General features: G+C 70.8%; 21 protein-coding genes. 9 read left to right on the forward strand and 12 right to left on the reverse strand.

Features of this window, described 5'->3' with window-relative positions; genetic code table 11:
• Positions 1-2: 2 nt before the first annotated feature.
• From OHA21_RS20430 to OHA21_RS20445, 4 genes are read left to right on the forward strand one after another with little or no spacing between them, the layout of a single operon-like run.
• The gene (locus tag OHA21_RS20430; RefSeq protein ID WP_328475860.1) at positions 3-1,994 is read left to right on the forward strand and encodes a glycoside hydrolase family 36 protein; all 1,992 of its coding nucleotides are present in this window, start codon (positions 3-5) and stop codon (positions 1,992-1,994) included.
• Positions 1,995-2,002: 8 nt separating this feature from the next.
• Positions 2,003-3,310: an ABC transporter substrate-binding protein gene (locus tag OHA21_RS20435; RefSeq protein WP_328475862.1), complete on the forward strand. Its 1,308-nt coding sequence runs from the start codon at positions 2,003-2,005 to the stop codon at positions 3,308-3,310.
• Positions 3,307-4,188 carry a carbohydrate ABC transporter permease gene (locus OHA21_RS20440; protein WP_328475864.1) on the forward strand — a complete coding sequence of 294 codons (882 nt, stop codon included), beginning with the start codon at positions 3,307-3,309 and terminating at the stop codon, positions 4,186-4,188. Before OHA21_RS20435 ends, OHA21_RS20440 begins: the two co-directional genes overlap by 4 nt.
• Positions 4,185-5,012: a carbohydrate ABC transporter permease gene (locus tag OHA21_RS20445; RefSeq protein WP_328475866.1), complete on the forward strand. Its 828-nt coding sequence runs from the start codon at positions 4,185-4,187 to the stop codon at positions 5,010-5,012. The genes OHA21_RS20440 and OHA21_RS20445 overlap by 4 nt, the downstream gene beginning before the upstream one ends.
• Here the strand turns inward: OHA21_RS20445 and OHA21_RS20450 are convergent.
• Positions 5,005-5,484, reverse strand: a complete 480-nt coding sequence (locus OHA21_RS20450; protein WP_328475868.1) for a winged helix-turn-helix transcriptional regulator — start codon at positions 5,482-5,484, stop codon at positions 5,005-5,007. The genes OHA21_RS20445 and OHA21_RS20450 overlap by 8 nt on opposite strands.
• Positions 5,485-5,542: 58 nt before the next feature.
• Here OHA21_RS20450 and OHA21_RS20455 point away from each other — a divergent pair, with 58 nt between their 5' ends.
• Positions 5,543-6,943, forward strand: coding sequence for an MFS transporter (locus OHA21_RS20455; RefSeq protein WP_328475870.1), 1,401 nt, complete (start codon positions 5,543-5,545; stop codon positions 6,941-6,943).
• Between the two features lie 187 nt (positions 6,944-7,130).
• On the opposite strand, the gene OHA21_RS20460 is transcribed toward OHA21_RS20455, so the two are convergent.
• From OHA21_RS20460 to OHA21_RS20480, 5 genes are read right to left on the reverse strand one after another with little or no spacing between them, the layout of a single operon-like run.
• Complete coding sequence (locus tag OHA21_RS20460) at positions 7,131-8,429, reverse strand: sodium:proton antiporter (protein ID WP_328475872.1); 1,299 nt, start codon at positions 8,427-8,429, stop codon at positions 7,131-7,133.
• A 3-nt stretch (positions 8,430-8,432) separates the two neighbouring features.
• Complete coding sequence (locus OHA21_RS20465; RefSeq protein ID WP_328475874.1) at positions 8,433-9,296, reverse strand: shikimate dehydrogenase; 864 nt, start codon at positions 9,294-9,296, stop codon at positions 8,433-8,435.
• A gap of 57 nt (positions 9,297-9,353) precedes the next feature.
• Positions 9,354-10,361, reverse strand: coding sequence for a TRAP transporter substrate-binding protein DctP (gene dctP / locus OHA21_RS20470; RefSeq protein WP_328475876.1), 1,008 nt, complete (start codon positions 10,359-10,361; stop codon positions 9,354-9,356).
• A gap of 16 nt (positions 10,362-10,377) precedes the next feature.
• Positions 10,378-11,658: a TRAP transporter large permease gene (locus OHA21_RS20475; RefSeq protein WP_328475878.1), complete on the reverse strand. Its 1,281-nt coding sequence runs from the start codon at positions 11,656-11,658 to the stop codon at positions 10,378-10,380.
• A complete protein-coding gene (locus tag OHA21_RS20480; RefSeq protein ID WP_328475880.1) occupies positions 11,655-12,200 on the reverse strand; it encodes a TRAP transporter small permease in 546 nt (181 codons plus the stop codon). The genes OHA21_RS20475 and OHA21_RS20480 overlap by 4 nt, the downstream gene beginning before the upstream one ends.
• 197 nt (positions 12,201-12,397) lie before the next feature.
• On the opposite strand from OHA21_RS20480, the gene OHA21_RS20485 reads away from it, so the two are divergent.
• On the forward strand, positions 12,398-13,171 hold the full coding sequence (locus OHA21_RS20485) for an IclR family transcriptional regulator (protein ID WP_328475882.1): 774 nt from the start codon (positions 12,398-12,400) through the stop codon (positions 13,169-13,171).
• Between the two features lie 103 nt (positions 13,172-13,274).
• Here OHA21_RS20485 and OHA21_RS20490 read toward each other — a convergent pair whose 3' ends face one another.
• The 5 genes from OHA21_RS20490 to OHA21_RS20510 are packed head-to-tail and all read right to left on the reverse strand — an operon-like array spanning position 13,275 to position 20,050.
• Positions 13,275-14,294 (reverse strand): Gfo/Idh/MocA family protein, encoded by a 1,020-nt coding sequence (locus OHA21_RS20490; protein WP_328475884.1) that lies wholly within the window; start codon positions 14,292-14,294, stop codon positions 13,275-13,277.
• Positions 14,246-14,728: a type II 3-dehydroquinate dehydratase gene (locus OHA21_RS20495; protein WP_328475886.1), complete on the reverse strand. Its 483-nt coding sequence runs from the start codon at positions 14,726-14,728 to the stop codon at positions 14,246-14,248. The genes OHA21_RS20490 and OHA21_RS20495 overlap by 49 nt, the downstream gene beginning before the upstream one ends.
• Positions 14,725-16,833 carry an outer membrane protein assembly factor BamB family protein gene (locus OHA21_RS20500; RefSeq protein WP_328475888.1) on the reverse strand — a complete coding sequence of 703 codons (2,109 nt, stop codon included), beginning with the start codon at positions 16,831-16,833 and terminating at the stop codon, positions 14,725-14,727. The genes OHA21_RS20495 and OHA21_RS20500 overlap by 4 nt, the downstream gene beginning before the upstream one ends.
• Positions 16,834-16,844: 11 nt before the next feature.
• Positions 16,845-18,575, reverse strand: coding sequence for a thiamine pyrophosphate-binding protein (locus OHA21_RS20505; RefSeq protein WP_328475890.1), 1,731 nt, complete (start codon positions 18,573-18,575; stop codon positions 16,845-16,847).
• A complete protein-coding gene (locus OHA21_RS20510; RefSeq protein WP_328475892.1) occupies positions 18,575-20,050 on the reverse strand; it encodes an aldehyde dehydrogenase family protein in 1,476 nt (491 codons plus the stop codon). The genes OHA21_RS20505 and OHA21_RS20510 overlap by 1 nt, the downstream gene beginning before the upstream one ends.
• Positions 20,051-20,164: 114 nt before the next feature.
• On the opposite strand from OHA21_RS20510, the gene OHA21_RS20515 reads away from it, so the two are divergent.
• From OHA21_RS20515 to OHA21_RS20525, 3 genes are read left to right on the forward strand one after another with little or no spacing between them, the layout of a single operon-like run.
• On the forward strand, positions 20,165-21,343 hold the full coding sequence (locus OHA21_RS20515) for a CaiB/BaiF CoA transferase family protein (RefSeq protein WP_328475894.1): 1,179 nt from the start codon (positions 20,165-20,167) through the stop codon (positions 21,341-21,343).
• Complete coding sequence (locus OHA21_RS20520) at positions 21,340-22,101, forward strand: citryl-CoA lyase (protein WP_328475896.1); 762 nt, start codon at positions 21,340-21,342, stop codon at positions 22,099-22,101. Before OHA21_RS20515 ends, OHA21_RS20520 begins: the two co-directional genes overlap by 4 nt.
• Before the next feature lies 1 nt (position 22,102).
• Positions 22,103-23,068, forward strand: a complete 966-nt coding sequence (locus tag OHA21_RS20525) for a ThuA domain-containing protein (RefSeq protein ID WP_328475898.1) — start codon at positions 22,103-22,105, stop codon at positions 23,066-23,068.
• A gap of 6 nt (positions 23,069-23,074) precedes the next feature.
• Here the strand turns inward: OHA21_RS20525 and OHA21_RS20530 are convergent, their stop codons facing one another.
• A complete protein-coding gene (locus tag OHA21_RS20530; protein ID WP_328475900.1) occupies positions 23,075-23,950 on the reverse strand; it encodes a hypothetical protein in 876 nt (291 codons plus the stop codon).
• Positions 23,951-23,958 lie beyond the last annotated feature (8 nt).

Here is a 23,958-nt window from a genome sequence, read left to right on the forward strand (position 1 = left end):
CAGTGACCTTGGAATGGGCAAACCTGGTCATCGACCCCGGCGTGGACGGGCCCGCGGTGCTCCGCGGAACCGGGCAGCCGCTGGTCGAGGTCCTGGTCGCCGGGGAGGGCCGCGACCACGTGTCGCGGCGCTTCTCGGAGACCTCGATCGGCCGCCGGCTGCGGTTCACCGGGGTCGCGCAGACCCGCGACGGCGACTGGCACGAGCTGCGGCTCGACCAGCACGACGAGCGGACCGGTCTGGGCGTACGCCTCGCTCTGCGCCGGACCGACGGCGTCGCGGCCGTCCAGGTACGCACGACGGTGACCAACAACGGCCCCGACCCGGTCCTGCTGCTCGGTGTCACCTCCCTCGCGGCCGGCCGGCCCGGCCCGGTCGACGACCTCGACCTGGTCACCGGCGACAGCGAGTGGCTCGGCGAGGGCCGGTGGACCCGGCGCCCAGTGCGCGACCTGGTGCCCGACCTGCACCTGCGCGCGCACGGCCAGGACGGTCGCGGCTGCCATACCGTGACCAGCACCGGAACCTGGTCCACCGGCACCCACCTGCCGACCGGCGGCCTGACCGACCGGACCACCGGCCGGTCCTGGTGGTGGCAGATCGAGCACAACGGCCCGTGGCGCTACGAGGTCGGGGAACGCCGCGACGGCGTCTACCTGGCCCTGCTCGGGCCGACCGACATCGACCACCAGTGGCAGCAGTGGCTCGCCCCGGGCGAGTCGTTCACCACGGTCCCGGTCTCGCTGGCCGACTCGATCGAGGACCTCACCGCGCACCGGCGGGCGCTGCGCCACTCGGACAGCGCCCACCCGGTGATCTTCAACGACTACATGAACACGCTGATGGGCGACCCGACCACGGCGAAACTGCTGCCGCTGATCGACGCCGCCGCGCAGGCCGGCGCCGAGGTGTTCTGCATCGACGCCGGCTGGTACGACAACGAGGCCGACTGGTGGGACAGCGTCGGCGAGTGGCAGCCGTCGCAGACCCGCTTCCCGCGCGGTCTCGAGGAGGTGATCGGCCGGATCCGCGGCCACGGCCTGGTCCCCGGGCTGTGGCTGGAGCCGGAGGTGATCGGGGTGCGCAGCCCGGTCGCCGACAAACTGCCCGACGCCGCGTTCCTGCAGCGTGGCGGTGTGCGGCTGGTCGAGCACGGCCGCTACCACCTGGACCTGCGGCACCCGGCCGCGATCGCGCACCTCGACGACGTGGTGGACCGCCTCGTCGAGCAGCTCGGGGTCGGCTATTTCAAGCTGGACTACAACATCGACCCGGGCACCGGCACCGACCTCGGCACACCCAGCACCGGCGCCGGGCTGCTCGCCCACAACCGTGCCCACCTGGCCTGGCTCGACGAGGTCCTGGCCCGGCATCCCGGCCTGATCCTGGAGAACTGCGCCTCCGGGGCGATGCGCGCCGACTACGCCCTGCTCAGCCGGATGCACCTGCAGTCGACCAGCGACCAGCAGGACTTCCGGCTGTACCCGCCGATCGCGGTGGCCGCGCCGCTGTCCGTGCTGCCCGAGCAGGCGGCGAGCTGGGCCTACCCGCAGCCGGAGATGACCGCCGAGGAGATCGCGTACACCATGTGCACCGGTCTGCTGGGCCGGCTCTACCTTTCCGGGCGTCTCGACATCATGCGCCCTGACCAGCAGGAACTCGTACGCGAGGGCGTGCTCGCCCACCAGGCCGTCCGTCCGGAGATCGCCGCGAGCGTCCCGCTCTGGCCGACTGGCCTGCCCGGCTGGGACGACACCTGGCTCGCCCTCGGGTTGCGCGCCGGCGACACCACCTACCTCGGCCTCTGGCGGCGCCCGGGCGCCGACCCGAGCGTCACCCTGCCGCTGTCCGCCGGCGAGGTCGAGGTGCTCTACCCGCGACGCCTCCCGGAGTGGTCATACTCCTGGGCGCCCGGGGGGCTCACCGTGACCACCGATCAGACCGACCCGTACGCGGCCCGGATCTTCCGGATCCGCCACCGCCCCTCCCGATAAGGATTGCGATGAAACGCTGGATCAGCGCCGCCGGCGCACTGCTGCTCGCCGCCGGTCTCGCCGCCTGCACCGACCCGGGCGCCGAGACGACCACCGACGCGACCGCGATCACCTGGGCCGACCCGGCCGCCAAGCTGGACGGCGTCAAGCTGACCATCTGGGCCGCGCAGAACAGCAACACCGTCCCGAAGAAAGTGGTCGAGGGCTTCCAGCAGGCCACCGGCGCCACGGTCGAGGTGGTCACCATCCCCGACCCGTACGAGCAGGGCATCCAGACCAAGGTCGCCACCGGCGACAAACCGGACCTGGCGTTCTGGCAGCCGACCGCCTCCATGCTGACCGCGATCAACGCGAAGACCAACCTGCAGCCGCTGACCGGCGCCCCCTGGCTCTCGTCGGTGGACCCCGCCCTCAAGGACATCACCGGCATCCTCGACGACACCCGGTACGCCGCCCTGGTCACCAGCCCGGCCGTCGAGGGCGTCTACTACAACAAGGAGGTCTTCGCGGCCAACGGGATCACGGCGAACCCGAAGAACTTCGACGAGCTGATCGAGGTCGCGCGCACCCTCAAGGGCAAGGGCGTCACCCCGTTCTACGAGATGGGCGCGGACCGCTGGGCCACCCAGTGGTGGGTGCAGGTGCAGCTCGCCGACGCGGCCAAGGCCGGGCTGTGGGACCGGATCAACACCGGGCAGGAGAAGTTCACCGACAAGACGGTTCTTTCCGCCATCGAAAAATATCAGGCGCTGATCAAGGATGGTCTGTTCAACAAGGACATCAAGACCGCCAAATTCGAGGACCAGGGTACGGCGCTGCTGGACGGCAAGGCGGCGATGGTCGTGCAGGTCAACTCGTTCTTCGGTCAGCTGCAGGCCAAGGCCGACACCGCCACGCTGAACAAGAAGATCGGCTTCTTCCCGATCGCGCCGTCCGGCAACATCGGCACCTTCATCCCGGACCAGTCCAACGCGCTGGTCGCCTTCAAGACCGGTGACGCCAAGCGCGAGGCGGCGGCCCGGCAGCTGCTCGCCTACTGGATGGGCCCCGGCTACCAGGACTTCATCACCGACCGCAACACGGTCTCGCTGCAGACCGGGGTGGCCAACCCGTCCGGCGTACCTCAGGCCCTTCTCGACGTGCACGCCGCGGTCGGCTCCTCGGCCGGCTCGATGCAGGCCCTCGCGGTCGCCAACCCCGACCTGTACCTCAACCTGGCCGACATGATCGCCGGCACGATGACCCCGCAGCAGGTCGCCCAGGCCACCCAGGACCAGTTCGAGCAGCTCGCCAAGGCCGCCGGTTACCTCAAGTGACCACTGCCATCGGAACGCTGACGAAGGCCCGGGCGCTGCCGAAAGCAGCCCCGGGCACCATCACCCGGCGCACGCATCCACTGTGGTTCCTTCTTCCCGCGTACGCGTTGCTGCTCGTCTTCTTCGTGCTGCCGACGGTCTACCAGTTCATCTACGCGTTCACCGACTGGTCCGGGTTCAAGGCGTCGATCAACCCGGTCGGCACGGAGAACTTCGCCCAGCTCGCCTCGGACGGCACGCTGTTCCGGTCGCTGCGGATCACGCTCGTGTACGCCGTACTCGTGGCGATCTTCCAGAATGTGTTCGGCTTCGGCCTGGCCGTGCTCCTGGAACGCGACACCGTGCTCAACCGGATCGCCCGCACGTTCTTCCTGATCCCGGTGCTGATGTCCGCGCTCGCCGTCGGCTACATCTTCCAGGCCCTGTTCAAGGGCACCGGCCTGCTGGCCGACACCACCTGGACCATCGTGGTCGTCTCACTGATCCACGCCTGGAAGTGGATGGGCCTGGCCATGCTGATCTACCTGGCCGGCCTGAAGACCGTCCCGCTCGACGTCCTGGAGGCGGCCCGCATCGACGGCGCCTCCCGGTGGCGGACCTTCTGGAAGGTCCGCGCCCCGCTGCTCGCCCCGGCTGTCACCTTCAACGTGGCGACCGCCCTGCTCGGCTCGATGAACGGCTTCGACATCGTGCAGGCCACCACCGGCGGCGGCCCGGCGCGGACCACCGAACTGCTCAACATCTTCATCTACCGCACCTTCGGCCAGGGCCTGTTCGCCCAGGCCACCACCATGAGCCTGGTCCTGTTCCTGATGGTGGTGGTGCTGGCGTTCCCGGTCATCCGGCTGCTGCGCAAACGCGAGGAGGTCATGTCGTGAGCGACCTGCCGATCTGGCGGCGGCTGCAACCCGTCGCCGCACTCGTCCTGGTCGTCGCGCTGATCGGGATTCCGCTGTGGCTGGTCGTGGCGACCGCCGGCAAGTCGCAGGGCGAGGCGATCGATCCGAACCTGAGCCCGCCCACCGAGTGGCACCTGTGGGACAACCTGCGGCAGGTGTGGATCGACGCCGACGTGCCGGCCGCGCTGTTCGGCAGCCTGCTGATCGTGGTGCCGACCGTGGCCGGGGTCCTGGTGCTCGGCTCGATGGCGGCCTGGGTGCTGGCCCGGCGCGGCTCCCGGCTGACCGCGGTGCTGTACGCGCTCGGCATCAGCGGCATCATCCTGCCGCCGGCCGTGGTCACCGTGGTGCTGCTGCTGCGCCAGCTCGGCCTGGCCGGCACCGCGATCGGGATGATCGGCGTCTACCTCGGCATCTACCTGTCCACGGTGATCTTCTTCGTCACCGGATTCGTCCGGACCATCCCCTCCTCGTTGGAGGAGGCGGCGCAGATCGACGGGGCCGGGCCGGTCGCGGTGTTCCGCAAGGTGGTGCTGCCGCTGCTGCGCCCGGTGCTGGCCACCGCGACCATCCTGATCTGCCTGTACGTCTGGAACGACGTGTTCTACGCGTTCTTCGTGGTCGGCGGCCGGCTGGACACCCTGCCGCTGAACCTGTTCCGGGTGGCCAGCGCCGGCCTGTACCTGAACAACTGGCACCTGATCTTCGCGTACGTGATCCTGATGAGCCTGCCGCTGGTCGCTGTCTTCGCGGTCGCCCAGCGAAAGATCATCTCGGGCATCACCGGCGGCGCCGTCAAATAGCGCGGGCGATGGCGTCCCGCTCCGCGGCCGCCCGCTCGGCCTCCGCCTTCTCGGCCACTACCCGCCGGTCGTAAGTGTTGCGGGCCGCCACGATCTCGCCCTGATGCGACTCGGTCCAGGTGACCAGCGTGCGGATGGTCTCGTGCAGAGTCGCGCCGAGGGGCGTCAGCGCGTAGTCGACCCGCGGCGGCACGGTCGCGTGCACGGTGCGCGAGACCAAGCCGTCGCGTTCCAGGTGCCGCAGGGTCTGCGCGAGCATCCGCTGGCTCACGCCGTCGATCTTGCGCTTGAGCTCGGTGAACCGCAGCGTGCGCCGCTCCAGCAGGGCGATCACCAGCAGCGACCACTTGTCGGCCACCCGGTCGAGGATCTGCCGGACCTCGCAGTCCTCCCGGGTGTCCCACTGCCAGACGTCGTAGTCGCCGTCGGTTACCTCGCAGGAACCGGGTTCTTCGGAAGTGCGTTCTTCCATGGTTCCCGATACTGCCCGACGATCGACCCGGTTACCAAAAAGAACCGGGAGAAAACAGATGAACGTACGGGCATGGGGAGTCCTGTTCGTCCTGAGCGGGGCGATCTTCCTGGAAGGCATCGACGTGGCGATGCTCAACGTGGCATTACCCGCGATCCGCGACGACCTCGGGTTGAGTACCGGCACCCTCAGCGGTGTGGTCAGCGCGTACGTCCTCGGCTACGGCGGCTTCATGCTGCTCGGCGGGCGGGCCGCGGACCTGCTCGGCAAGCGGCGGATGTTCCTGCTCTGGCTGACCGTCTTCCTGATCTTCTCGGGCCTCGGCGGGTTCGCCACCGAAGGCTGGATGCTGCTCACCGCCCGCTTCGTCACCGGGGTCGCCGCCGCGTTCATGGCGCCCGCCGGCCTGGCCCTGATCACCGGCACGTTCCCGGAGGGCCCGCCGCGCAACCGGGCCCTCGGCGTCTACGCCGGCACCGCGGCCGGCGGCTTCTCGCTCGGCCTGGTCGCCGGCGGGGTGCTGGCTTCGGCCGGCTGGCGCTGGGTGTTCTTCGCCCCGGTCATCCTGGCCGCGGTGATCCTGGCCGCCGCGATACCGCTGCTGCGCGACGACACTCCCCCGGCACGCCCGGCGCGAGGCAGCTTCGACCTGGCCGGCGCAGCCGCGGTCACCACCAGCATGTTGCTTCTGGCGTACGGGGTGGTCCGCCTGGAACACGGCACCGAAGGTTTCGGCATCACCCTGTCCGTGTTCGCCGCCGGTTTCGCCGCGCTGGCTGCGTTCGTCGGCATCGAACGGCGCTCCCCCGCCCCGCTGGTCCGGCTCGGGATCCTGCGCACCCCGGGTCTGGTCCGGGTCAACGCCGGCGCGCTGCTGTTCCTGACCGCGTTCGCCGGGTTCCAGTTCGTCATCACGCTCTACCTGCAGGAGCTGCGCGGCTGGAGTCCGCTGCAGACCGGTCTGGCGATGCTGATCGTCGGCATCGACACGATTCTGGCGCCCACGCTGACGCCGAAGCTGGTCAACCGGTTCGGCACCGCCCGGGTGCTGTTCGCCGGCATCTGCTCGGCGGTGCTGGGCTACGCGCTGTTCCTGCCGGTCAGCGCGGACTGGACGTACGCCGCGATGCTGCCCAGCATGCTGCTGCTCGGCCTGGCGTTCTCGCTGGCCTACGGCCCGCTGACCACCGCGGCCACCGACGGCGTCGCCGAGCACGAGCACGGCCTGGCCGGCGGCCTGCTCTACACCTCGATCCAGTTCGGCACCGCGCTGGGCGTGTCGGCGGTGACCGCGCTGAGCGTGGTCGCCCTCGACACGGCCGGCTCCCCGATCACCCTGGAGGCGATCCGCACCGCCCTGATCCTGCCCGCCGCCGCCGCGGTCCTCGCCGCGATCATCACCGCGTTCGGCCTGCGCGCCCGCACATCCGTCCCGACCCCGACCCCGGCCCCGGTGTAGCCGCGGGCCGGCCGGCCTCTCCGATCACCCGGCCGCCCTGAAACGCTCCTGGTAGGCGGCCCGCCACCACCAGCCGCCGCCAAGGCCTGCAACCGAGACCCGGAACCGCCCGCTCGGCGGCTCGCCACCGCGGGCCGCCCGCGAGGCACGCATCCCGGACCGGATCCGTGGCGGCGAGGAGCCGCCGTCAGGGTGGGAAGAACAGGAAAGTGGTCGCCGCCAGCACCGGCAGCATGATCAGCATGGCGAGGAAGGCGTAGGCGAAGAAGTGCGGCATCGAGACACCGCGGTGCTCGGCGACCTCCTTGACCATCAGGTTGGGCCCGTTGCCGATGTAGGTGAGCGAGCCCATCATCACCGCGCCGCAGGCGATGGCGTACAGCAGGTCGTTGCCGGTCGCGGTGCTGATCAGGGCGGTCAGGTAGTGCGGGTCGTCCACGCTGATGCCGAGCTGGCCGGCGGCGACCGAGGTGAAGGCCAGGTAGGTGGGGGCGTTGTCCAGCGTCGAGGACAGCGCCCCGGTTACCCAGAAGTACTGCCAGGGTTGGTCCAGGCCGATCTGTTCGGCGCGGGCGTTGAGGATGAGCAGTGGCTGGGTCATCGTGACGAACACCGCGGCGAAGATGATCGCAACCGACAGGATCGGGCCGAAGGTGAAGTGGTTGGCGTCGTGCACCTCGCGGGGCGTGAGGCGGTACGACGCGTACGCGATCGCAAGCAGGGCCACCTCCGGAACCCCGTACGGCCAGGCGATCACCCCCTTGGAGAGCAGGACGAGCACGAGCAGGGCCAGGAACAGCAGGTTGCGCCGGCCGGCGACCGCCAGGGGCTCGTGTTCGAAGAGCTCGTCCATCAGCCCGACGACCCGGTCACGGCGTTCCTCGCGGTTGACGAGGAACTGGTCGACCAGGTTGAACAGCAGGATCAGGGTGCCGTTGACGAACAGCCACGGCGCCCACAACCGGAACGTCCAGTCGAACGGCACGCCCTTGAGGAAGCCGAGGTAGAGCGGCGGGTCGCCGATCGGGGTGAGCAGGCCACCGGCGTTCGCGACGATCAGGATGAAGAAGACGACCAGGTGGGTCCGGTGCCGGCGGCGGGCGTTGGCCCGCAGGAACGGGCGGATCAGCAGCATGGCGGCGCCGGTGGTGCCGATGACGTTGGCCAGCACCGCGCCGACCGCGAGCAGGCCGGCGTTGGACAGGGGTGTGCCGGCGAGCGAACCGCGCAGGTGGATGCCGCCGGCGATGACGAACAGCGCGGCGAGCAGGGACAGGAACGAGGCGTACTCGGCGAGCGAGTGGGCCAGCGCGTGCAGGCCGCCCGCCACCGTCAGCAGCTGCACCGCGGCGGGGACGGCCAGCGCGGCGGCCACCAGCGCCTTGTTGGCGAGCCGGCCCCACCAGTTCGCGGCCAGCACCTCGCACAGCGCCACCGCGAGCAGCAGCAGGACGAACGGCGCGGCGGTCCACAGGGGCAGCTGCATGCCTCAGTGGCCGGCGCGCAGCAGGGAGGCGGAGTCGGCGAGCATCGCGCCGGGGTCGGCGGGCACCCCGGTGAACAGTTCGAACGCGGCGACCGCCTGGTAGACGCTCATCGGGGCGCCGGGCAGAGTGGCGGCGCCCACGGCCCGGGCGGCTTGCAGCAGGGCGGTGTCGGCGGGCCGGTAGACCAGGTCGGCCACCCACAGATCGGCGCGCAGGTCGGCGGCGGCCACCGGCAGGCCGGGGTGGTGGGCCATGCCGACCGGGGTGGCGTTGATGACACCGTCGGCGGCGGCGAGCAGGGCGCTCTGCCCGGCAGGGGTGCCGGCGCTGACCCGGTCGGCGCCGAACTGGCCGGCCAGGGCCCGGACCAGGGCGGCCACCCGGCCGGCGTCGAGGTCGACGATGCTCAGGTGCCCGGCGCCGAGGGTGAGCATGGCGTGCGCGACGGCGGCGCCGGCTCCTCCGGCGCCGAGTTGCACGACCCGATCGCGCGCCACGGTCGGGAAGTGTTCGGCGAAACTGTGCTGGAAGCCGTACGCATCAGTGTTGTGCCCGGTGGTTGTCTCGTCGTCGAAGACGACGGTGTTGACCGCGCCGAGCGTGCGTGCCTGCGCCGAGAGACGGTCGAGGTGGCCGATGATCTGCTGCTTGAACGGATGGGTGACGTTGAGTCCCCGGTAACCCAGGGCGCGGGCCCAGCGCAGCAGCTCGGGCAGGTCCTCGGCGTGCAGCCCGAGGGCGTGCGAGTCGATGGTGGTGTAGAGCAGGCGGATGCCGTGGCGGTCGGCCTCGTGCTGGTGCAGCAACGGCGAGTGCGACTGCCGGATGCCGGCGCCGATCAGGCCGATCAGTACGCGGGTCGTCACCGTGCCTCTTTCGCAGGTCGGCGTTCCGGGGGCCGCAGCCCCCGGAACGGGCCACGGTCAGGCGGACGCCCGGATGTTCTTGTAGAGCTCGAGGTTCTCACCGGTGTAGTGGCTGTTGAAGTAGGCCTCAGCCTTGCTGATGAAGGCGTCGCGGTCCACCTGGTCGATTTCCACCACGGTACGGCTGGAGTCGCCCCGCCACCCGTCGAGCACCTTCTCGGTCTCCTCGTCGACGCACTTGCGGTTCTCGGCGCGGATGTCGTGCACCGCTTTGAACAGCGCGTCCTTCTGCGCCTGGCTCATCTTGTCCAGCGTCTTGTCGGAGACCACCACGTAGTGGGCGCCGACCTGGTGGTTGTTCAGGCTGGCGACCTTGAGGATCTCGTCGAACTTCTGGGCGTGGGTGGCGGTGACCGGGTTCTCCTGCCCCTGCGCGACGCCCTGCTGCAGTGCCAGGTACAGCTCCTCGACGGCGATGGCGACCGCGGTCGCGCCGAGCGCCTCGGCGTTGGCCAGGAACTGCGGGGTGTTCGGGAAGCGGATCTTCAGGCCGGACAGGTCGGCCGGCGTCTTGATCGGTTTGGTGGCGGTGAAGGTACGCATCCCGAAGTACCAGGCGTCCACGATGGTGGTGTCGGTCGCCGTGTTGAACTCGGCGAAGAAGTCCTTGCCGTTCTGGTCGATCCACTTGAAGAAGTGGTCGATGTCGTTGAACGCGTACGCCGCGTCGAGCACCCCGATCTTCGGGAAGGCGGTGGACATCGCCGAGCCGCCCTGCAGGTCGATGTCGATGTCGCCGCTCTGCACGCTGGCGAATCGTTCGGCGTCCGGTCCCAGCTGGCTGTTCGGGAACAGGTCGAGGGTCAGGTTGAGGCCCTGCTGCGACTCCAGGCGTTCCTTGAGCAGCTGCATGCCGCAGTAGTAGTTCGGCTGGGTCTCCGGCTGCGAGCTGCCGATCTTGATGGTGAGCTGAGGGTTCTCCCCCTCGGCGGCGGTGGTGTTGTCGGCGGTGGTGCATCCGGCGGCGAGGAGGACGAGCGTAAGGGCGATGACAGAGCGTTTCATGGCTTCTCCCGAATTGTCAGAATCCGAGCAGGCTGGGCAGCCACAGCACGACACCGGGCAGTGCGGTGACCACGATGAGGACGAGAAGCAGCGGGATCAGGAACGGGGCGACCCCGCGGAAGATCACGTCGACCGGCTTGCCGGTCACCGAACTGGTGATGTAGAGGACGCTGCCCACCGGTGGAGTGAGCAGGCCGATCATCAGGTTGATGATCATTACGACGCCGAAGTAGATCGGGTCGATGCCGAAGTCGATCGCGATCGGCAGCAGGACCGGCACCGTGACCAGGATGACCGCGGTGGCGTCGATCAGGCAGCCGAGGATGAACAGGATGAGGTTGACCAGGATCATGAAGACCCACGGGTTGTCGGAGACCCCGGTCAGGAACTCGGCGACGTTGCGCGACACGTGCGCCCGGGTGAGGAGCAGGCCGAGCAGCGCGGCGGCGCCCAGGATCAGCATGATGCCGCCGGTGATCACCGCGGTCTCGCGGGCCGCCTGCAACAGCACCCGGACTCTGGCGGTGCGGTAGACCACGCCGAGGATCAGCATGTAGAGCACCGCCACCGAGGCCGCCTCGGTCGGGGTGAAGACACCGGACAGGATGCCGCCGAGCAGGATCACCGGGGTGAGCAGCGCGCCCACCGCGCCGACCGAGGCCCGGGCGAACCGGGCCCGGTCGAACGGCACCGAGCCGAATTGCGGCCGGCGGGCGGTCCAGAGGAAGATGTAGACGCAGAGCCCGATCGCCATCGCGAAGGCGGGCAGCACGGAGGCGGCGAACAGCGCGCCGGTGGAGACAGTGGCGGTCGCCGCGTAGATGACGGCCGGGATGCTCGGCGGCATGACCGGGCTGATCAGCGACGACGACGCGGTCAGGCCGGAGGCGAACCCGTGCGGATAGCCGGCCTTGACCATCTGCGGGATCTGCATCTTGCCCAGACCGGCCACGTCGGCCAGCGCGGACCCGCTCATCCAGGAGAAGCCGACCGCCGAGCCGACGTTGACGTAGGCCAGGTTGCCGCGCAGCCGGCCCAGCGCGGCCAGGCAGAACTCGTAGAGCCGGTCGGCGATGCCGAGCCGGTTGGCCAGCACGCCGACCAGGATGAACAGCGGGACCGCCAGCAGCGGGAAGCTGTTGAGCCCGTCGAAGGTGGTCTTCAGCGCGAAGCCCTCGGAGCGGCCGTCGGCCAGCGCCCACCAGAGGCTGGGGCCGATGAAGGCGAGCCCGACCGGCACCCGGATCAGCAGCAGGAAGGCGATGGCGGCGCCGACCATCCAAAGTTCGAGGATCATCTCGCCTCCGCCGCGTCGAACGGGGCGTCCGGCCGGTTGGCCACGAAGACCCGCACGAAGGCCCGCACCGCTCCGGAGGCGAAGCCGAGCAGCGGGACCGCGTAGAGCAGCCAGACCGGGATGCCGAGGGCGGCGGTCCGGCGGGCCGGGTACATCAGGATCAACTGGTACGCCTCCCAGACCAGCAGCGTGCAGATCAGCCCGGTGCAGGCCGCGGAGAGCGCCTTGACGACGGTGAAGGCCCTGCCCTTCACCAGGTAGTCGATGATCTGGATGGTGATGTGCCCGTTGTTGCCGATCAGGTAGCCGACCATGATGAAGGTCAGGACGATCAGTGAGTAGTTGGCGAGCTCCCCCACCCCCGGCCAGTTGAGCGCCGGGACGTAGCGGCTGACCACCTGCCACAGCACGCTGACGAAGATCACCACCAGCGCCACGACGGCGACCCACAACTCGGCCGAGCCCCAGGCGCGCAACACCGCCGGCTCACGCCACTCGCGCACCGGATCGGCCTTCTCAGCCGGTTCGATGGATGTGCTCAACGAAGGACCTCGCTCTCCGAGCGGAATCGTCGACGCTTGATTCCGACCACCAGCCGGACCTATTGGACCGTCACGTGGACTGCGTGTAACGTACGGGCGTCGATCGGTTCTGGCAAGGGGCTGACCGCCGTCCGTTACGGATTAGCGAAATGCAGCAGAATCCTGGTGAGGCACCGACGTGAGGAAAGTGGGTCACCGTGGAGAAATCGGCCGAGTCCGTCGACCAGCAGGGCGTTCGCAGCGTCCAGCGCGCCCTGGGCATCCTCGGCCTGCTCACCGACGACCGGCCGATCGTGAGTGTCCGGGAGATCGTCGAGGCCACTGGCCTGGCCAAGACCACCGTGCTGCGGCTGGTGTCCACCCTGGAGCAGAGCGGCCTGCTCTGGGCCACCACCGGCGGCTACATGGCCGGGCCCGGCCTGTGGCGGTGGGCGCACCTGGCCCGCCGCAGCTGGGAGCTGCCGCCGGAGACCCAGCGCGGCATGCGCGAGCTCGCCGCCCGCCGGCGCGAGACCGTCAACCTCTACGTGGCCCGCGACATCTACCGGGTCTGCGTCGCCCAGCAGGAGAGCCCGCAACCGTTGCGGCACGTCGTGCAGGTCGGCGACGAGCTGCCGATGTGGGCCGGCGCCTCCTCGAAGGTGCTGCTGCGCGACGCCACTTTCGGTCTGCTGGAGCGCATCGCCAAAGGCTCCCCGCACGGTCCCGGCCACGCCAAGCAGATCCGGGCGTGGATCGACGAGGCGGCCCGCAACGGGTTCGGCGAGAGCCACGGCGAGCGGGAGGAGGGCCTGTCCGCGGTCGCCGCGCCGATCATCGGCCGCTCCGGCACGGTCGTCGCCGCGCTCACGCTGAGCGGCCCCAGCATCCGCTTCACCCCGGACCGGGTCACCGAGTTCGCCGCCGACCTGCAGGAGATGGCCAAGGAGATCTCGGAGCGCGGTTTCGACCGCCCGTTCGGCACGGCTTGATTTCTTATTCGTACGATTTTTCGAAAGGTCCCGCCTGCTCCGCGCGACCGGCTGCCACGCACGGCCGCAGCGCGGCCGCCGGGCTGAAGCAGTCTGCCGCATCTCAGTGCCCGGCCAGCCGCACGGCTGTCCCGGATCGCGACGACTCGTAGACGGCCTCGACGATCTCCAGGGACCGCACCGCGTCGCGGCCGGTCACGGCGGGCTCGCGCCCCTCACGCACCGCCGCCACGAAGTCCGCGATCTGCCGTGCGTGGTACGGCACCAGGTGCTCGTGGATGGCCCCGAGCGGCAGATCGCCGACCTCCGCCCCCGGCCGCGGCCACACGTCGGCGGAGCCCACCCCTTCCGGATACTCCATCACCCCGGCCGTGCGGCCCTGCGCGTCGGACACCCACACGTGCACCCCGAGGCCCGGCTGGAACGTGGTCCCGGCCTGCACCGTCGCGATCGCCCCGGACCGGAACCCGATCACCGCCCCGGCGGTGTCCTCCACGTCGATGCCGGCCCGCGGCACCAGCGTCGCGCACCGCCCACTCACCCACACCGCCGGGCCCATGAACCAGCGCAGCAGGTCGATGTGGTGGATGACCTGGGTCATCAGCACGCCGCCGCCCTCGGACGCCTGCCGCCCGCGCCACGGCTCGGCGTAATAGTCCGCATCCCGGTTGAGCCGCGCCACGATGCCACCGGCGACCGGCGCCCCGAGACTCCCATCCTCGATCGCGGCCCGGATCCGCTGCGCGGCCGGCCAGAACCGGCGCTGGAAGACCACGCCGAAGCGCACCCCGGCCGCCTCGGCGGCCGCGACCATCCGCCCGGCCTGCGCCACGTCCAGCGCGACCGGCTTTTCGCACAGCACGTGGACGCGATGCCGGGCAGCCGCCAGCACCCCGGCCTCGTGGGCGCCGTGCGGGGTGCAGATGCTCACCGCCTCCAGGCCGCCGGCGAACATGTCGTCGACGGCCTCGAACGCGTCCGGCACCCCGTGCTCGGCAGCGAAGGCACGGGCCCGCTGCCCGTCGACGTCGGCCACGGCGGTGACCTCGACGCCGGCGACCGCCCGCAGTGCGCTCACGTGGTTGCGGGCGATCCTCCCGCAGCCGATGATGCCGAATCGCACGACAACCTCCCGGCCAGTCCGCGCATCCCCAGCTCGTAGACGTCCGCGCCGAACCCGGCCACGAAGCCCCAGGCCGCAGCCGCGGTCAGCAGTTCCCGGTAGAGCGGTTCCCGGCCGAGCACGTTGGTCAGGTGCACCTCGACGACCGGCTGGTCGAGCATGCGCAGCGCGTCGTAGAGAGCGACCGAGCGGGTGGACAGGCCGGCCGGGTTGATGAGCACCCCGACCGCCTCGTCGTACGCCCGGTGCACCCAGTCGATCAGCTGCGCCTCCGCGTTGGACTGCCCGAAGAACACGTCGAAACCGAGCTCCGGGGCGAGGTCCCGGCACCGCTTCTCGATCTCGGCGAGGGTGACCCGCCCGTATAGGGCGGGTTCCCGCCGGCCCAGCATGTTCAGGTTCGGGCCGTTGAGGATGAACAGCCGCTCGGTCACGGCTGGTAGACCTCGATCTTGCCGGTGGAGCGCGGGCTGGCCGGGTCGTTGAAGAAGTACTCCCCGGCCCGGTTGAACGTGTAGGTGAACGACTCCCCCGGCGCCAGTGTCACGTTGAACAGGCCTTCGAAGAACTGGGTGACCCCGCGCGGCCCGGCGTTGCCCGGATGGTTGGTGAACGTCACCGTGGTGCCCACCGGGACCCGCAGGTGGGTCGGCGCCATCCCTGCGACCGCGAACGACTCGGTGGCCCCGACCGTGCCACCGCTGTAGGTGCGGCCGATTACCACGGTGTTCGCCACCGCCGTGCCCTCCACCGGAGTTCCGGAAACCGGCCGGCGGATCACCGGCGGTGGCGGGGTGGCCGCCGGCCCGAGGTCGCCGCCGATCTCGAACGCCCACAGGAAGTCGCCGCGCGGCGCCGAGTTGCCGTACGGGATGCTGGTCCCGCCCGCGTACACGGCCAGGTACTCCTTACCGCCGGCCCGGTACATGATCGGGCTGGAGCTGATCGCCGCGCCGGTCTGGAACCGCCACAGCTCCCGGCCGGTGCGCGCGTCCATGGCGAGCAGGTTGCCGTCCGGCTGCCCGATGAACATCAGGTCGCTCGCGGTGGTCAGGATGCCGTTGCCGTGCGCCAGGGAGTACGGCATCCGCCGCTTCCACTTCACCCGGTTGGTGCTCACGTCGACGGCGACGATCCCGCCGGTCTGGTACTCACCGGGCGGCCGCAGCCCGTTGCTGCTCTCGGTCAGCGAGTGCGCGGCGGCCACGTACCCGTATCCGGTGTAGACCAGGCCGGTGCGATGGCTGAACGACAGGTGCGACCAGTCCGCGCCGCCGCCGTGCCCGGGGATCGACAGGATCGGAACGTCCCAGTGCGGGTCGTAGAGGGCGCCCGGTACGTAGTTCGGCACCGCCCGGTTCGGGTCGCCCGGCACCGACGTGCCGAGCGGCTGGTCGACGACGCGCTGCTCGGTCCAGCCGCCCTGCACCGGGAACGGCTGAGTGGGCCAGGTCTTCTGCCGCGGCTCCTGCGGCACCGGCCGTTCGACGATGCCCAGCGGGGCGGTGCCGTCGGTGCGGTCCAGGATGAAGAACATGCCGGACTTGCTGCCGTAGACGACGACCTTGCGCATGCGGCCGCGGATCCGCACGTCGGCGAGCACCGGCGACATCACGTTGTCCATGTCCCAGATGTCGTGGTGGATCGACTGGAAGTGCCACCGGTACGCGCCGGTGCGCATGTCCAGCGCCACCAGGGAGTTCGCGAACAGGTTCGACCCGCCGCGGGCCGAGCCGTCCTGCGACGAGTTGCTGCCCCGCGCGTTGCCGAACGTCCAGTAGGTCAGGCCCAGCTCCGGGTCGACGGCCGGATGGATCCACGGGGTGGCCCCGCCCTCGGCCCAGGACTCGCCCTCCCAGGTGTCGTTGCCGAACTCGCCCGGACCGGGCGTGCCCCAGAAGTGCCAGAGCACGTCGCCGGTGGTGGCGTCCAGGGCCAGGGCGGCGCCGCGCGGGCCGTCGTTGGTGCCGCAGAACAGCAGGCCGTCGTGGTAGACCACGGCCACCTTCTCGATGTTGCCGAACCCGCTGACCTGCCGCTCCCAGACCACCTGCCCGGTCGCGCGGTCCAGGGCGATCACGTAGTTCTCGTTCGACTTGGTGAAGACGTGCTTGTCACTGACGGCGACGCCGCGGCGGGTCAGCGTGCCGCGTGTCTGGTCGTAACGCCACTTGGTCGCGCCGGTGACACCGTCGACCGCGATCACGTTGCCCAGCGCCGACTCGATGTAGAGCACGCCGTCGACGGCCACCGCGGTGCTCTGGCTGTTGCCGGTGCGCAGCCCACCCTCGATCGAGTTCATCCAGGCGCCGCGCAGTCCGCGTACATTGCCGGGGTTGATGCGGCGCAGGCCGCTGTAGTTCTGGTTGCCGAGGTTGCCGCCGACCTTGGGGAAATCGGCGTCCCCGGGGGTGTCGAAGAATTTCAGGTCGGCGGCGCCGGTGCGGCCGCCCGCCATTGCCGGGGTGCCGGAGATCGCCAGGCCGGTGGCTGCCGCGGCGGCGCCCTTGAGCAGGTGTCGTCTGTCGATGTGGGCCACGCGTGTCCCCTCTACTCGAATATGCCCTGGTAGATGTCCTTGATGTTCCAGTGGCCGGGCGTCGGCACCGGCTCGTTGACCATCGGCACGTCGATCACCGCCGGCCGGCGTGCCTGCAGCGCCGCCCGCAGCGCCTCGCCGAAGCCATCAGCGCTGGTCAGGCTGTAGCCGTCGGCACCGCAGGCCCGGCCGAGAGCGGCGAAATCCGGGCTGTACGCCTCGCCGTCCGGCCCGGTGAAGTCGCAGCCGTAGCTCTGCCCGAAGTTGGCCGCCTGCAGGTCACTGATCGTGCCGTGGGAGCGGTTGTTCATCACCACGAAGATCACCGGAGCGCCCTGTTCGACGGCCATCGGCAGCGCGGGCAGCTGGGCGCTCATGCCGCCGTCGCCGATCAGCGCGACCACGGTGCGGCCGGGCTGGGCGATCTGCACGCCGACGGCGGCGGCCGGGCCGAAGCCCATGGTGGACGCGCCGCCGGGGGTGATGAACCGCCCCGGCTCGGGCAGCTCGTAGCACTGGGCGACGCCGTTCTTGTTCCAGCCCACGTCGGTGACCAGGACGGCGTCGGCGGGCAGGAGCGCCCGCAGATCGGTGAGAATACGTTCCGGGCGCAGCGGGAACCGGTCGCTGGCGCCGCGCCCGCGGCTGTCGGCGAACAGGCTGCGCCGGGCCGCGGTGATGGTCTCGCGCTGCCCGTCGCGCTTGCGGGGTTCGGGTCGCCGCGACCGGACGGCGCTGTCGATCGCGTGCACGGCCCGGCCGACGTCGGCGACCGCGCCGACGGTGACCGGGAAGTTGCGCCCGATCTCGGCCGGGTCGATGTCGATCTGGATCAGCTTGCCGGGCGGGAACTGCCAGGTGTAGCGGCGGTCCCAGGAACTGGCGTCGGTCTCGGCGAACCGGGTGGCCAGGGCGAGGACCACGTCGGCCTCCCGGGTGTACCGGTTGGTCATCTCCAGGCCCCAGAAGCCAGGCATGCCGAGCAGCAACGGGTGATCGTCGGGCAGCGTGCCCTTGGCCATCAGCGAGTGCACGACCGGGATGTCCAGGTGTTCGACCAGGCCGCGCAGGGCGTCCAGGCTGGGACCGCGGCGCAGACCGCCGCCCAGGTAGACCAGGGGGCGCTCGGCGCTGAGCAGCAGCTCGGCGATCTGCGCGGCGACGTCGGCGGGCAGGTCCGGGCGCTGCGGTTCGGCGAGCGGGAACTCGGCCGGGTTCACCGGGCGGGAGAAGTGGTCCATCGGCACGCTGAGCAGTACCGCGCCGGGCCGGCCGGAGGCAGCGGTCCAGAAGGCGCGTTCGGTGTAGCGGGCCAGGTCGTCGGCCCGGTGCACCTGCCAGGCCCGTTTCACGAACGGCCGGTAGATGGCCGACTGGTCGGCGTCGGCGTGCAGGTTCACCTCCTGGTGCGGGTGCCGGCCGAAGTAGTAGGACGGGATGTCGCCGGCGATCGCGACGATCGGCACCGAGTCCAGCGCCGCGGTCATCACCCCGGTCACCGCGTTGGTCATGCCGGGGCCGACGTGCAGCAACACCACCCCGGTACGGCCGGTGGCCCGCGCATACCCGTCGGCGGCGTGCGCGGCGGCCTGCTCGTGGCGGGCGATGACGAACCGGATGCGGCTGCGCCCGATCGCGTCCAGCAGCGCGATGTTGGTGTGCCCGCAGGTGCCGAAGATGTGCTCGACGCCGTACGACTCGAGCTGGCTGACCATCGCCTCAGCCGCGGTGACCGTGCCCATCAGGCCTCCTCCTCGCCGAACAGGACCTCGCCGAATAGGGACATGCCGCGCAGCAGCAGCGTCTTGACCGTGGTGTAGTCGTCGAGCATCCAGCGCGGTGACTCGCGGCCGAACCCGGAGTCCTTGACGCCGCCGAACGGCACGTGGTCGAGCCGGAAGTTCGACGACCCGTTGACGACGAGGCCGCCGACCTCCAGCTCGCGCCAGGCGGTGACGATGCGGCGGACGTCGTGGGTGAACAGGCCGGCCTGCAACCCGTACCGGCTGTCGTTGCAGGTGGCGATGACCTCGTCGAAGTCGTCGAACGGCACCACGCTGACCACGGCGCCGAACACCTCGTCGCGGATCAGCCGGGCGTCCGCGGGCGGGGCCGCCACCACGGTCGGGGTCACCGTCGCGCCGTCGCGGCTGCCGCCGGTGGTGATGCTCGCGCCGGCCGCCACCGCCTCCCGCGCCCAGGTGACCACCCGTTCGGCCGCCTCGTCGTCGACCATCGAGCCGACGTCGGTGGCCGGGTCGAGCGGATCCCCGACGCGCAGCGCGCGCACCTGGCCGGTGAACGCGTCCAGGAAATCGTCGTAGCGCTGCCGGTCCACGTAGACACGCTGCACCGAGATGCAGCTCTGCCCCGAGTTGCTGTAGCCGGTGGCCGCGCAGACGGCCGCGGCCGCGGCGATGTCCGCGTCGGCGCACACGATCGTCGCGGCGTTGCCGCCCAGTTCCATGACCAGGCGTTTCGCGCCGGCGGCCCGGGCCACCGCATTGCCGGTGGCCGGGCTTCCGGTGAAGCTGATGACGCCCACCTCGGGCGCCGCGCTGAGCGCCGCGCCGACCTCGCCGCCGCCGTGCAGCACCTGGACGGCTTCCGGCGGCATCCCGCTGTCGAGCAGCAGCTGCACGACGGCAACCGAGGAGGCCGGGGCCTGCGGCGGCGGTTTGACGATGGTGGTGTTGCCGGCGGCGAACGCGGCGCCGAGCTTGTGGGCGAGCAGGTTGGCCGGGGCGTTGAACGGGGTGATCGACAGCGCGACCCCGACCGGCGCCCGGTAGGTCATCGCGGTGTTGCCCACCCCGCGGGCCCAGCCGGCCACCGGCAGGACCTCGCCGCCGATCCGCCGGGCCTCGGCAGCGGCGACCGCGAAGGTGTCGGCGACCCGCAGGATCTCGCCGCGGCCGTCCTTGACCGGTTTGCCGAGCTCCAGGGCGAGCAGCCGGGCCAGATCGTCGCGGCGGTTCAGGGCCTCGGCGGCGGCGCGCTCCAGCACGTCGGCGCGGGCCGCGGGTGACATCCGGGCGACTGCCCTGGCGCCGCGTCGCGCGTACCACCGGGCCTTCTCGACGTCGTGATCGTCGGCCTGCCGGGTGGTGCTGACGACCCGGCGGGTCCACGGGCCGACCCGGTCCGACTGCGTCCCGCTGGTCACCCAGGAGCCGGCGATCAGGCATCCGACCTCGGATTTCTCGTTGCCCGGCATGGCCACCCTCCATGAGAATCCGCTTGGCGGTACTTCTGGACCGCTCTGTGGACTAGGTGTAACGTACGGGCCGCGAAGTCCCCTGGCAATGGCCGATATCGAAGGGCACGCCGTATGACGGACGACCGGCCCCTGCACGGCATCCGGGTTCTGGACCTGACCAACGTCCTGGCCGGCCCCTATTGCAGCTACCAGTTGATGCTGCTCGGCGCGGAAGTCGTGAAGATCGAACGACCGGGTGAGGGCGACCTGGCCCGCTCGCTCGGCCCGGAACCGGGCCTGAACCGGGCCGCGCTCGGCGCGTCCTTCCTGGCCCAGAACGCCGGCAAGAAGTCGGTCGAGCTCGACCTCAAGGACCCGGCCGACCGGGAGATCTTCGAGGACCTGCTCGACGGCGCCGACGTGCTGCTGGAGAACTTCCGGGCCGGGGTGCTCGACCGCATCGGCTACGGCTGGGAGACGCTGCACCGGCTCAACCCGCGGCTGATCTACTGCGCCATCTCCGGGTTCGGCCAGACCGGGCCGATGCGGCACGCGCCCGCGTACGACCAGATCATCCAGGGGCTGTCCGGGATGATGAGCATCACCGGTACGCCGCACACCGCCCCGCTGCGCGTCGGTTTCCCGGTCTCCGACTCGATCGGCGGCCTGGTCGCCGCGATGTCGATCGCCGCCGCCCTGACCGGCCGCGCCCGGACCGGCAAGGGCGTCCACCTCGACGTGTCCATGCTGGAGACCTCGCTGTCCGCGATGGGCTGGGCCGCGTCGAACTACCTGGTCAGCGGCGTCGCACCGGAGCCGATGGGCGACCAGAACGCGACAGCGGCGCCCTCGGGCACCTTCCACGCCGCCGACGGACCGCTGAACATCGCCGCGAACCGGCAGGAGCAGTTCGAGACGCTGTGCCGGCTCATCGACCGCCCGGACCTGGCCACCGACGAGCGGTTCGCCGACCGGGAGGCCCGCAAACAGCACCGGGCCGCCCTCAACGACGAGATCAACGCCGCGCTGCGGCAGCGCACTGCCCTGGCCTGGGAGCAGTTGCTCAACGGCGCCGGCGTGCCGGCGGCCCGCATCCTCACCGTCGAACAGGCCGTGGAGCTCGACCAGCTCACCGAGCGCGGCTTCTTCACCGACCTGGAGTTCCCGGCCCATCCACAGCGCACCCTGCGGGTCAGCGGCAACGGCGTGCTGGTCGACGGCGAACCGCTGCGGCCACAGGCGCCGCCACCCCTGCTGGGCGAGCACAACACCGAGTTCAAAGCCACCGACGCGGAGGTGCCGGCGCCATGAGCGAGCCGACCGTGGGTGACGTCGCCGACTGGTGGGGCACCGCCGTCTCCCGCATCGCGCCGAACGTGATCGAGTTGCGCGGCCGGCCGGTCCAGGACCTGATCGGCTCGACCAGCTTCGCCGGCGTCATCTGGCTGATGCTGCGCGGCGACACCCCCACCCCCGGCCAGGAACGCCTGCTCGAGGCGGCGCTGGTCTCCTCGGTGGATCACGGGCCGCACGCGCCGTCCATCGCCGTGGCCCGGATGGCCGCCACCTGCGGCGTCGGCCTGAACAACGCGGTGGCCACCGGTGTGAACCTGCTCGGCGACGTGCACGGCGGCGCCGGCGAGCAGTGCGTGGCCCTGCTCGCCGAAATCGCCGACGGCGCTGAGCCTCAGGAGGTCGTCGCCCGGTGGCGGGCCCGCTCGAAATACCTGCCCGGCTTCGGTCACCGCTTCCACACCGTCGACCCGCGCCGCGACCCGCTGCTCACCCTGGTCGACCAGGCCGCCGCCGACGGGGTGGTCGACGGCTCCTACCTGCGCGCGGCCCGCGCCGTCGAGCAACTGATCGCCCCGGTCCCGATCAACATCGACGGCTGCACCGCCGTCGTCTACGGCGAACTCGGGTTTCCACCCCCACTGGCCCGCGGCCTGTTCGTCCTCAGCCGCAGTGTCGGGATCCTCGCTCACGCCTGGGAGGAGTCCGGTCAGGGCCGGCGCAACAAGGGACCGATGCCACCGACGATCCTGCCCACCCAGATCGGAGACGCCTGAAATGAGACGACTCACCGCCGCCGTCCTCGCCGCCGCTGCGACAGCGCTGGTCCTGGTGTCCGGCAACGCCGTCCTGAACGCCGGCGGCCAGACCCCGCCCCAGGGCCGTGACACCGCGGCGACCAACCTCGGCCGCGTCGACTACGGCGTCTGCCGGGGCACCGACCCGGACTGCTACCACGACTGGGGCAACTTCGACCCGGCCGCCGGCTATCGGGTGCTGGTGTACAGCCGTACCGCCGGGCCCCGCCACGCCCACCTCGGCCCGGCGCTGCCGGCCGGCCTCAACCCGCCGCTCACGCCGGCGCACGCCGCGCAGAGTGCCCTGGTCAAGCTGGGCGCCGAGCACAACTTCGCGGTCGACTGGACCGAGGACGTCACCCAGCTCAACTCCCCCGGCCGGCTGTTCCGCTACAACGCGGTGATCTTCATGAGCACCACCCGCGACACCCTCGACGACCCGGCGCAGACCGCGCTGCGGCAGTACATCCGCGGTGGCGGCGGCTTCGTCGGCATCCACAACGCGTTCGGCACGGAGTACAACTGGGAGTGGTACGAGGGCCTGCTCGGCGGCGCCAACTACTACGACCACGGTCGCAACCAGCCGGGCACGGTCGTCACGACCAGCCGCCGCGACGTGTCGACCGCGGGTCTGCCGGCCCGGTGGGACTTCGCCGACGAGTGGTACAACCTGGTGCCGTTCCCCAGCGACGTGCGGATCCTCGCCAAGGTCGACGAGGCCACCCTGCCGGACGGGGCGACCGGCGGCAGCGGCCATCCCGGTCACGGCCGCAACCACCCGGTGTCCTGGTGCCAGTACTACGACGGCGGCCGCTCGTGGGTCACCACGCTGGGTCACGCGGTGGAGGCCTGGACCGACGCCCCGATGGCCGGTGACACGTACTTCCTGCAGCACGTCCTCGGCGGCATCGAGTCAGCGATGGGCCGCGAACCGTTCTGCCGCTGAGCGCCGTCAGCCCAACCCGAGACGTTGCAGCGAGAGCGCGACGAACCCGCGTTGCGCTCGCTGATGCCAGCCGCGCGGGAAGTCGGGCAGCACCTCACGCTCCTTGGCGTCGATCAGGATGTCCAGCGCCTCGCCCGGCAGGTCGGGGCCGACCCGGTTCGCGAGAGCGATCGCAGCGGTCACCCGCACCACCAGCGCGGGATGGTCGAGCAGCGACGTCATCCGGCTCACGACGGCCGCCGGTGGCACGTTCAGGTGGGCCAGCGCCAGGTTGGCGCTGGCCCGCACGGCGTCACCGGTGTCCGCGGACAGCAGCGCGGCGACGGTCGGCGCGGTCGGCGGGATCCAGGCCAGCAGTTCGGCGGCCGGGGAGGCGACCTCCGGGTCGTCGGGGAGCCAGCGACGGTACGCGTCCGCGTGCTGAGCGGTCGCCCAATAGGCGTCGGCCTCCCACTTCTGGGCGCAGGCGTCGGCGATGTCCACCCAGTCCTCGTCGAAGTCGTCCTCGCGGTAGTAGACCCGATCGATGACCATGGCCTCCTGCTGCTCGGTCACCCGCTGCCGGCGGAACACGGCCTCCGGGTCGAACGGCAGATCGCGATCGTTGCGCGGGCCCAGCCCGATCTGCCGCAGCAGGGTGACCAGGTCCGGCCGGGACGGGGTGTCCCGGTCGTCGATCAACCGGACCAGGAACGGCACCACGTGCGCGCTGACCTGCCAGCGGGTGCCCTGATGCACGACGGCGTTGCCCAACTCCCCGAGCGCATCGCCGCGTACGGCCGGATCCGGTGAGCGCAGCGCCACAATCTGTCCGGGGATACTCTCGGCCGAGTCATACGTGCCGTGCAGCGACGCCCACTGCACACGATCAAGCCCATCCACGTACGGAT

Origin of the sequence: Actinoplanes sp. NBC_00393 (assembly GCF_036053395.1) — a bacterium.
GTDB lineage: Bacteria > Actinomycetota > Actinomycetes > Mycobacteriales > Micromonosporaceae > Actinoplanes.